Source organism: Enterovibrio paralichthyis, assembly GCF_019209835.1.
GTDB lineage: Bacteria > Pseudomonadota > Gammaproteobacteria > Enterobacterales > Vibrionaceae > Enterovibrio > Enterovibrio paralichthyis.
On sequence record NZ_JAHUTS010000011.1, the window covers coordinates 155,277 to 165,180 of the forward strand.

General features: G+C 51.1%; 8 protein-coding genes. 3 read left to right on the forward strand and 5 right to left on the reverse strand.

Annotated features, from left to right (window positions below; genetic code table 11):
• Complete coding sequence (gene pgpA / locus KU854_RS14570; protein ID WP_218359202.1) at positions 1–489, forward strand: phosphatidylglycerophosphatase A; 489 nt, start codon at positions 1–3, stop codon at positions 487–489.
• Here the strand turns inward: pgpA and KU854_RS14575 are convergent.
• The 5 genes from KU854_RS14575 to xseB form a co-directional block, all read right to left on the reverse strand.
• A complete protein-coding gene (locus KU854_RS14575) occupies positions 482–3,400 on the reverse strand; it encodes a bifunctional diguanylate cyclase/phosphodiesterase (protein ID WP_218359203.1) in 2,919 nt (972 codons plus the stop codon). The two genes, pgpA and KU854_RS14575, sit on opposite strands and share 8 nt — an antisense overlap.
• On the reverse strand, positions 3,397–4,380 hold the full coding sequence (locus KU854_RS14580; protein WP_218359204.1) for a substrate-binding domain-containing protein: 984 nt from the start codon (positions 4,378–4,380) through the stop codon (positions 3,397–3,399). Before KU854_RS14580 ends, KU854_RS14575 begins: the two co-directional genes overlap by 4 nt.
• Positions 4,381–4,635: 255 nt before the next feature.
• Complete coding sequence (gene dxs, locus KU854_RS14585; RefSeq protein ID WP_218359205.1) at positions 4,636–6,501, reverse strand: 1-deoxy-D-xylulose-5-phosphate synthase; 1,866 nt, start codon at positions 6,499–6,501, stop codon at positions 4,636–4,638.
• A gap of 28 nt (positions 6,502–6,529) precedes the next feature.
• Positions 6,530–7,429, reverse strand: a complete 900-nt coding sequence (ispA, locus tag KU854_RS14590; RefSeq protein WP_218359206.1) for a (2E,6E)-farnesyl diphosphate synthase — start codon at positions 7,427–7,429, stop codon at positions 6,530–6,532.
• On the reverse strand, positions 7,422–7,667 hold the full coding sequence (gene xseB / locus KU854_RS14595) for an exodeoxyribonuclease VII small subunit (RefSeq protein ID WP_218359207.1): 246 nt from the start codon (positions 7,665–7,667) through the stop codon (positions 7,422–7,424). Before xseB ends, ispA begins: the two co-directional genes overlap by 8 nt.
• Positions 7,668–8,039: 372 nt before the next feature.
• On the opposite strand from xseB, the gene pomA reads away from it, so the two are divergent.
• Positions 8,040–8,801 (forward strand): flagellar motor protein PomA, encoded by a 762-nt coding sequence (gene pomA, locus KU854_RS14600; RefSeq protein WP_218359208.1) that lies wholly within the window; start codon positions 8,040–8,042, stop codon positions 8,799–8,801.
• Between the two features lie 10 nt (positions 8,802–8,811).
• On the forward strand, positions 8,812–9,741 hold the full coding sequence (locus tag KU854_RS14605; protein ID WP_218359209.1) for a flagellar motor protein MotB: 930 nt from the start codon (positions 8,812–8,814) through the stop codon (positions 9,739–9,741).
• Positions 9,742–9,904 lie beyond the last annotated feature (163 nt).

Below are 9,904 nucleotides of genomic sequence, written 5' to 3' on the forward strand. Positions count from 1 at the left end.
ATGACTAACCCTATCGAAAAAATTCGTCTTTCCAACCCAGTACACCTACTGGCAACGGGGTTTGGTTCTGGCCTGTCTCCTTGGGTGCCGGGCACCATGGGCACATTAGCGGCGGTGCCGTTTTATTATCTGCTGGTGTGGATGTCACCGTGGGCGCTTATCGCCGCTATTGCTATCGGCTCGTTGGTGGGGATCTACCTTTGTGGGAAGACTTCATCTGACATGCAGGTTCACGACCATGGCAGCATCGTTTGGGATGAGTTTGTCGGCTTTTGGATCACCATGTCACTGGTGCCGACCACGGACTGGCAGACAGTGCTCGCGGGTTTTGTCATTTTCCGTTTCTTCGACATGGTGAAGCCCTGGCCTATCAGCTGGCTCGACAAGCGAGTTCACGGTGGCTTCGGCATTATGCTGGACGATATTGTGGCGGGATTGATGTCCATGGTTGCGTTGTGGCTGCTTCATCCCTACCTGTTGGCTATTTAAGGTCGATATAGTTTCTAAAGCGCTCGATCCGGGCTCTGTTCTCCACGATGGTTTCAAGCAGGGGACGGAGCCTTTCCTGAATATCGGCTGAGGCATGCCATTTTGGATCGGGCTTCCATCTTTTCGTCCACGGGATGATGTCATCGGGCGGGATGGGGCGTGAAATACCAAACCCCTGTCCCAAATCACATCCCAGCCAAAGCAACAGTTCAATTTGCTCGTGCGTTTCGACGCCTTCTGCCACCACTTCACGGCCAAAGGTGTTTGCCAGGGTGATGACCCCTTCCAGAATAGTTAGGTCGTCTTTATCCTCCAGCATATCCCGCACGAAGCTACGGTCTATTTTCAGGGTCTGTGCTGACAGGCGTTTGAGATAAGTCAGGGAAGCGTAGCCTGTCCCGAAATCATCAATCGCAAAAAGCAGACCCATCTTTTTGCCGCGCTCAATGACTTTTGATACTGCATCGATGTCTTCGAAAGCACTGGTTTCCAGAATTTCCAGCTCTAGTTGGCTGGGTTCAATGTGGGGATAGCGCGCCAGTTTAACCCGAAGTTTATCGATGAAATCCTGTTGCAGCAGGTGGTAGGGTGAGATGTTTACGCTGACACTGGTGTTGAGCCCCTGCTCTTGCCATTTTGTCAGTTGGGAGAGAGACTCTTCGATGACCCAGTTACCGATATCGCTGATGAGGCTGTGGTTCTCAATGTGAGGGATGAACTCGTTGGGACTGAGCAATCCCTGCTCAGGATGCTGCCAACGGATGAGTGCTTCGACACCAATGATTTCACCGGTTCGCAGATTAACCTTTGGCTGGTAAAGCAGGAAAAACTGGTTCTGCCGCAGTGCTTCACCAATACGCTGCAGGTTTTCATTCTGGGTTTTCAGGCTGCGCTCAAGCTCGGCGTCAAAGAAGTGGTAGCGCTTTTTGCCTTTGAGTTTGGCCTGGTACATGGCGTAATCAGCCTGACGCAGCAGTTTGTCTGAATCCACTTCATCGTTTTGTGGGTAAGTGGTGATCCCAAAGCTTGCGGAAACCTGCACCACATTCCCGCCAACATCCACAGGCTCACATGCGGCATCCAGCAAGCGGGGTAACAGCGGTTGGCAGGCCTCAGGGGAAGGGAGGTCGCTGAGCACGGCGACAAACTCATCACCACCGATACGGGCGATGGTATCGCACTCCCTCAGGGCGTATTTCATCCGCTTGGCCAACTGCTGCAACAGAACGTCGCCAACGTCATGGCCGAAGTTATCATTCACAGGCTTAAACCCATCAAGGTCTAGAAAAATCACCGCGATGTAGTGCTGATGGCGCTTGGCGAGTTTCATTGCATGCTTGAGGCGGTCCAGCAGCAGCAGGCGGTTGGGTAACTCTGTCAACGGGTCAAAATGGGCGATTTTTTGCAGTTTGTGTTCATGTTCTTTGTAGGCGGTAATATCTGAAAAAACGGCGACATAATTTTGAGGCACGCCTTCATTGTCCGTCACCACACTGATGGTCAGCAGCTCTGCATAGGTTTCACCGGTTTTACGCCGGTTCCAGATTTCACCGCTCCAGTGGCCCCGTTTTTGTAAAGATGCCCACATGTCTTTGTAGAAGGATTTGTTTTGTTTCCCTGAGCGTAAAATGCTGGGATTCTTTCCCTTGACATCTTCTAGTGTGTAACCGGTGATGCGGCAAAAGGCATCGTTAACTTCAATGATCCGACTATGTGCATCGGCAATAATGATCCCCTCACGGGCATGGGTAAACACTTTAGCGGCCAGTCTCAGGTTGTCTTCAGCCTGTTTGTGGGCGGTGATGTTCTGTAAGGTGCCCAGTATTTTTAAGGGGCGGTACTGATGATCCCACTCAACAACTTTGCCCCGGGCGAGAACATGCAGCCATTGTCCTGACCAGTGACGAAGTCGCAATTCACAGTCATAGAAGCTCACTTGCTTGCCGAACAGTAATTCCAGCTCCGCATCGGATTTCATTTTGTCTTCGGGGTGGATGAACTGTTTCCAGTCCTGATTAGGAGGGCCGTTGAGGGTTTCAGCGTCATAACCAAGAATGTCCATCCATGCGCCGTTGTAGGTGATTTTTCCGGTTTCTACATCCCATTCCCAGGTACCAGACTGGGTGCTTTCAATCACGTTATGGAGCCGGGCATGTTCCATTTTTACCGTATGATGCGAATGGCGGATCATGTCTATCATGGCGTTCATGGTGTGGCTCAGCGTGGAAAGCTCCCGGTTCGGGAACTCAGGGATATGTGAAATGGGGATCCCGCTTATATCCCGTAACCCAATGGCGGAGGTGATCTGTTCCAGTGGGCTGGTAAAGAAGCGCTTGGCGAAGAAGAGCAACAGGCTGATCAGGATTAATGCGGTGATGACAGACGTCGCGAGTGTTTGCCTCAGCAAATGTCCCAAGCTTTGGGTTATTGCCTCGTCGGTAACAAAAATGGACACGCTGCCAATGGGCGCGCCATTTGAGTCGGTCACAGTTGGAGAAGCCGCCAACTGTGCCTGGCTGAGTAATTCTTCATGGTGCGCCCGGCCTTCAACATAGCGCTTCGTTTCACCGTTGGGCAGGCGTATATGACCTGTAATATAATGCTTTTTGCCAAGCACCTTTCCCATGAGATCATCTTTAACCAAGATGGCGTGAAAACCCTTGAGGTTCAACTCGGCTTTGATGAGATTTTCATATTCATTGATAGAGTAAGCGCTGATAAATGGCGCCACGGTGCGCGTGAGACGTTCAGCCGATTCGCTCACGCTCTCCTGCTGTCTGTCGAGTAACTCGTTGCGCTGCTCTATATAAATCAGCGCAGAAGAAACTGTAAAAACGGCGATGACAGCAGCACAAACCAACACGGCCAAATGGGTAAACAACGAGCCTTTTCTTATCTCAGTGACGGTCATAAGCCCGCATCCAGACCAAGGACATTGCGTTTGATTTTTGGCATAAGCGTGTCGACATTTTCTGGGGACACGGCCAGAACCGGCAAAGAAATGCTTTTCTCTACCGGCTTGCCCGTCAAGTGGTTATGCAGGGTTTCTGTAGCAATCTCCCCAATCATGAAAGGTTGTTGCATACCTGCTGCAACCAGTGTTCCCGCTTTCAGCATGTCGATAAATTCAGGTTCGGCGTCAAAACACAGAAGTAAGATCTCCCCTTGCTTGTTACTGTCTTCAATCGCGTCCAATGCGGCTTGATAGCGGTCAGAACCTTGCAGCCACAGCGCGTGGAGCTTGGGGTTTTCGTTAATCAACTCAATCGCAAAACCATAGGTTTCCTGATAAGAAAAGGTACGCTGCTGACGAAGCCCTACAGATTTAAAACCGGCTTCGTTCATGGCATGTAAAAAACCCGAGGTACGTGCCCGTCCATTCTCACGTTTTTGTGGGATGGCGATGATCCCAACGCCAGGATTGTCCCAGCCTTTGGTGCGAAAGGCTTTGGCCAGGATCTTCCCGAGACTGTGGGCACCATTGAGGTTATCTGAGGAGATATAACTGACATATTCACCGCCATCGGTGCCAATATCTGCAATCACCACTGGGACATTTTCGCTGGCGGCGAGTTCGAGAATGGTAACGGCGTTGGAGGAATTAGTTGGGGAGAGAATAATGCCCTTTACACCTGATTTGAGGGCTTTGACGGTGTTAATCAGCTCCTTTTCGCTACTGTTTTCCGCACTGTAAACGTCAATGTGATAGTTGAGCGCTTCTCCTTGGCTGACGATGCCACGCTTCATGATGTTCCAAAATGGAATACGGACATCGGACACCAGATACGCGAGGTGAGGTTGTGGCTCGGCAGCTTTGCTTATTCCTGCGAAGAGAAGCAGGAGCACTGCAAGGAGGAGTCGACACCGGATATATCGTTTGGTGGGTATCATTTGGCAATCCCAATATTAGCCAGATATTCGGTAACCGGTTGATTAAACGGTCTATTACGCACCGTTAAGGGTAGTATCAAATATGAGGTATTGCTTATTTTTGAGAAAGTTTGTGACAGGTGAAGGTGATTGAAGGGATTGCCGTGAAACATCCGGTTTCAGGCACAAAAAAACGCGGCATTGTCAGGCCGCGTTTTCACGTTATACCTAAACGATCTCTGAATGCGAGTATCTTCAGGTTGTTTGGGGACACATTCAGGCTTGGAGATAGCGGCGGATTTGCGCTTCGATCCCTTTGCCGTCCAATTCTAGTTCAGCATGAAGTTCTTGCTGTGAACCTTGATGGATAAATTTGTCCGGCAGGCCAATTTGCAAAACCGGTTTAATCTGGCGTGATTTCATCAGGTATTCGATCACACCCGAGCCGGCACCACCGGCGATGGCGTTTTCTTCTACCGTCACCAGCACATCGTGGCTTGCTGCCAGTTGGCTGATGAGGCTCTCGTCCAGCGGCTTCACAAAACGCATGTCTGCAACTGTGGCGTTGAGTGCTTCAGCGGCTTCCATAGCATATGGCAAAGTTGTGCCAAAGTTCAGGATGGCAATTTTCTCGCCTTCGCGTCGCACAACGCCTTTGCCCATCGGCAGTGCTGTCATGGTCTTTTCAACCGTCGCTCCACAGCCGGTGCCGCGTGGGTAACGAACTGCTGAAGGTCCTTTGTAGGTATGGCCGGTGTAGAGCATCTGGCGACACTCGTTTTCGTCACTTGGTGCCATGATAACCATGTTCGGGATGCAGCGCATAAAGCTCAGGTCAAACGCGCCTTGATGGGTTTGACCATCTGCGCCTACCAAACCACCGCGGTCGATGGCAAACATCACAGGTAGATCCATGATAGCCACATCGTGGATCAACTGGTCATAGCCACGTTGCAGGAAGGTTGAGTAAATCGCGACAACCGGATTGTAACCGCCAATGGCCATACCTGTGCCAAGCGTTACAGCGTGTTGCTCAGCAATAGCGACGTCGAAGTACTTATCTGGATGCTCTTTGGAAAAACGCACCATGCCTGAACCTTCGCGCATGGCAGGCGTGATTGCCAGCAGCTTGTCGTCCTGCTCAGCCATGTCACACAGCCAGTCACCGAAAATCTTGGAAAACGTCGGGCCAGTGGATGGAGATTTTGGCAGGGTATCTTCCGCAGGGTTGAACTTAGGCACGGCGTGGTAGCCGATGGGATCTTTTTCCGCCGGCGCGTAGCCTTTACCTTTCTTAGTCATTACATGCAGGAACTGCGGGCCTTTGAGGTTACGCATGTTCTTGATGGTTTTCACCAGCTCTTCTACATCGTGACCATCAACAGGGCCGATGTAGTTAAAGCCCAGCTCTTCAAACAGGGTGCCCGGTACAACCATGCCTTTCAGGTGCTCTTCTGCGCGGCGAACCAGCTCTTTGATTGGCGGTGCGCCAGAGAGAACTTTTTTACCGCCTTCGCGGATGGACGTATAAAAGTTGCCGGAAAGCAGTTGTGCCAGGTGATTGTTCAGTGCACCAACATTTTCTGATATCGACATTTCGTTGTCATTCAGGACAACCAGCATATCGGCGTGCACATCACCGGCGTGGTTCATGGCTTCAAACGCCATGCCTGCGGTGATCGCGCCATCACCGATCACGCTGACAACCTTACGCTCGCGGCCTTCTTTTGCCGCTGCAATGGCAAGACCCAAAGCGGCACTGATAGACGTTGAGCTGTGACCGACAGACAGTACATCGTATTCGCTTTCTTCACGCCAAGGAAAAGGATGCAGTCCATCTTTTTGGCGGATTGTCGGCAAGCGCTCACGGCGTCCGGTCAGGATTTTGTGGGGGTACGCCTGGTGGCCAACGTCCCAGATCAGATGATCGAAAGGGGTGTTATAGACATAATGAAGCGCCACAGTCAGTTCAACTGCACCCAGCCCCGAGGCAAAATGACCACTGGAATGGCTGACAGAGTTGAGCAGATAGGTTCTTAGCTCGTCGCACAGCTTAGGCAGAACGTCCCGAGGGAGCGTTCTAAGTTCGTCAGGTGTATCTGCCAGCGCGAGCGTTGGGTATTTTGCGATATCGAGAGTCATAAATTCGTAATTTGGGCGCTATTTGTAGTTAGTTCTTGCGCTCGATGATGTACCGGGCGAACTGTTCCAATTGTTCAGTATTGTAGGGGATTGCATGCAGTGCTTGTAGTGCTTCTTGATAAAGAAGCTCAGCTTTCTGTTGTGCACCTTCAAGACCAAGCAGTGCAGGATAAGTACTTTTCTCTGCCGCTAGATCTGAACCCTGTGGTTTTCCGAGTGTTTCTGTGTCACTGACGATATCCAGAATGTCATCCTGAACCTGAAACGCAAGCCCGATGGCATTGGCAAATGTATCCAACTGTGAAAGCCAGGCCGTGCCTTTTTCACCCGCCGCCATTGCACCAAGTCGCACTGCGCAGCGGATAAGCGCACCGGTTTTGTTGCGGTGGATTGTCTCAAGGGTGGCTAAATCCACCTGCTTGCCTTCTGCGGCTAAATCCAACGCCTGCCCCAGACACATGCCAGATGCACCGGACGCTGCAGCCAGTTCTTTGACCATTTGTATACGGTATGGGTCACCTTCTTCAGACAGTTCACCTTCAGCAAGAATGGTAAAGGCCAGGGTTTGCAGGGCATCCCCGGCCAAAATAGCGCTCGCTTCATCAAAGGCGATGTGACAGGTCGGTTGACCACGGCGCAGATCGTCGTCATCCATGGCAGGTAAGTCATCATGGATCAGCGAATAGGCATGCACGCATTCAACCGCAGCCGCCGGGGTATCCATGGCTGATTCCGGCAAACCGAAAAGCTGTCCGGTAACGTAAGTCAGGAAAGGACGAACACGTTTTCCCCCAAGTAGGGCGCCGTGTTTCATAGCCTGGAGCAGTGGCTGTTCAGAATGCCCAAGCGAGTCAATCCAATGCGCCAGTTGGGCATTGTTGCGCTCTTGGTAATGAAGAAGGGTGGAAGATAAAGCTTTGTCACTCATCGCGCGTGTCTTCGAATGGTTCCAATGGAGCGTTGTCGTCTTGCGCCAGCAGAATTTCAACGCGCTGCTCTGCGTCAGTCAGGGTTTTCTGCCCTTGTCTGGCCAATGAAATACCGCGCTCAAACTGCTTTAGCGCCGTATCTAATGGCAAGTCGCCGTTTTCAAGGCCAGTCACGATCGTGTCCAACTCTTTGAGAGTTTCCTCAAAGGTCATGTTTTCAGGTTTCTTGGCAGCCATGAGGTTCCTACCGTTAAGGTCAGCTGATCCTAAATAATGGCGGAGAAGTTAACCCAGCGCCCTTTAGTGGTCAAACGCTTGAGTAAAAAACTGCGCCACTTAGGTGAAATTCACGGTATGACTGGCGGAGGTGGCGGGTTTCTTGCTTGTGATTTGTTCAGCGGCAATTTTTTGTCATCGGCATGATGAAATTCAAAGAACAGGACATTTCACTTAAACTTGAGAGTAAAGTCTGCATCTTGCGATGACTTGCGTATAAAATCTAAAGACACACTAAATATTTGGGATTCGCGGCCGTTACTGAGAGAGGCGAAAAGCGAATTCACCTCACCATTTTGTAATCGGGCTAGAGAAAATTAAGGGGATCGTTCTGTGGATCTGGCGACACTCATAGGGATGCTCGGTGCCTTTGCCTTTATTGTCATGGCAATGTTGCTTGGCGGCACCATCAGTATGTTTGTTGACGTCCCGTCTGTGCTGATCGTGTTCGGCGGGAGTCTGTTTGTTGTATTAATGAAATATCCCCTTGGGCAATTTTTCGGTTCCTTCAAAATTGCGGGTAAAGCTTTCATGTTTAAAGCTGATGATCCGGAAGACTTGATCGCGAAAATTGTCGAAATGGCGGACGCCGCCCGTAAAGGTGGCTTTCTTGCGCTTGAAGAAATGGAAGTGCCGAACACTTTCATGAAAAAAGGCGTGGACATGCTGGTGGATGGTCACGATGCAGAAGTTGTGAAAATGACGCTGCAAAAAGATATCGTGATGACTGATGAGCGCCATGATGGCGGAGCTCAGTTTTATTCAGCACTGGCGGACATTGCGCCTGCGATGGGGATGATCGGTACACTTATCGGTCTGGTTGCCATGCTGTCAAACATGGATGACCCTAAAGCAATCGGCCCTGCGATGGCGGTTGCACTGTTGACCACGCTGTACGGTGCCATGCTGGCGAACATGGTGGCGATTCCTATCGCCGACAAACTGCGTTTGCGTAAAGATCAGGAAAAACTGAACCGACGATTGATCATGGATGGCCTGTTGGCGATTCAGGATGGCCAGAACCCGCGTGTTATCGACAGCTACCTGAAGAACTACCTCAACGAGAAAAAACGTAACGTTGACGTAGACGGATAAGGAGTCGGGTATGGATGAAGAATGCAAATGTCCCCCTCCCGGGCTCCCGGCCTGGATGGGAACATTCGCCGATTTGATGTCGCTATTGATGTGCTTTTTCGTACTGCTGCTTTCGTTTTCGGAAATGGACGTACTCAAGTTCAAACAGATAGCAGGCTCAATGAAATTCGCATTCGGTGTGCAAAACCTGCTTGAGGTAAAAGATATCCCTAAAGGAACCAGCGTCATCGCCCAGGAGTTCCGTCCCGGGCGGCCAGAGCCGACGCCCATCGAAGTGATCATGCAGCAAACCATCGACATGACCCAACGCACCTTGGATTTCCAAGAAGGTGAGTCAGACCGGGCGGGGGGCTCGCAACGTGATTCTGCGCAACTCGATGGTGGGTCGACAGCTAATCAGGCGTCACTTCAAGAGCAGGAGCAAGACACCGAGCAGATGTCCAGCACTGCACAGATGGTGGTACAGGCACTGGAAAGGGAAGTGGAAGAAGGGGCGGTTGAGGTAGAAAACCTCGGCCAGCAACTGATTATCCGAATACGTGAAAACGGTGCCTTCCCGGCAGGCTCCGCGTTTTTGCAACCCAAGTTCAGGCCACTTATCCGACAGATCGCGGATTTGGTGAAAGACGTTCCAGGGATTGTCCGCGTATCCGGTCATACTGACGATACGCCACTGGATTCAGAGCTTTACCGTTCAAACTGGGATTTATCTGCGCAGCGGGCGGTGTCTGTGGCGCAGGAAATGGAAAAGGTGGACGGGTTTGACCCAATGCGTATGCGGGTTGAAGGCATGGCGGGCACGGCTCCACGGGTGCCGAACGATACACCTGAGCATCGTGCCCAGAACCGTCGGGTGGAGATTGCCATCATGCAGGGCAAACCGCGCGAGTCTGATGAACTTTCGGCAGACGCACCAGTACAGCCTATTCAGGAAAACTGATTGGGTTTGAAGCAAAGAGAAAAGGCAGCGATTCCCGCTAATGCCGATCAGTTAAGAGATAAATGATCGGTTGAACGATCCAACAGATGGCTTATAAAGGCTCTAAGTCCCCATACTTAGAGCCTTTTATTTTGCAATTGACCACAGCCCTTACCCTCGCGAA

Coding starts and splice junctions, on each gene's coding strand:
- KU854_RS14575 (WP_218359203.1), bottom strand. CDS start 3,400: ATGACCGTCACTGAGATAAGAAAAGGCTCGTTGTTTACCCATTTGGCC.
- ispA (WP_218359206.1), bottom strand. CDS start 7,429: ATGAGTGACAAAGCTTTATCTTCCACCCTTCTTCATTACCAAGAGCGC.
- KU854_RS14580 (WP_218359204.1), bottom strand. CDS start 4,380: ATGATACCCACCAAACGATATATCCGGTGTCGACTCCTCCTTGCAGTG.
- pgpA (WP_218359202.1), top strand. CDS start 1: ATGACTAACCCTATCGAAAAAATTCGTCTTTCCAACCCAGTACACCTA.
- KU854_RS14605 (WP_218359209.1), top strand. CDS start 8,812: ATGGATGAAGAATGCAAATGTCCCCCTCCCGGGCTCCCGGCCTGGATG.
- dxs (WP_218359205.1), bottom strand. CDS start 6,501: ATGACTCTCGATATCGCAAAATACCCAACGCTCGCGCTGGCAGATACA.
- xseB (WP_218359207.1), bottom strand. CDS start 7,667: ATGGCTGCCAAGAAACCTGAAAACATGACCTTTGAGGAAACTCTCAAA.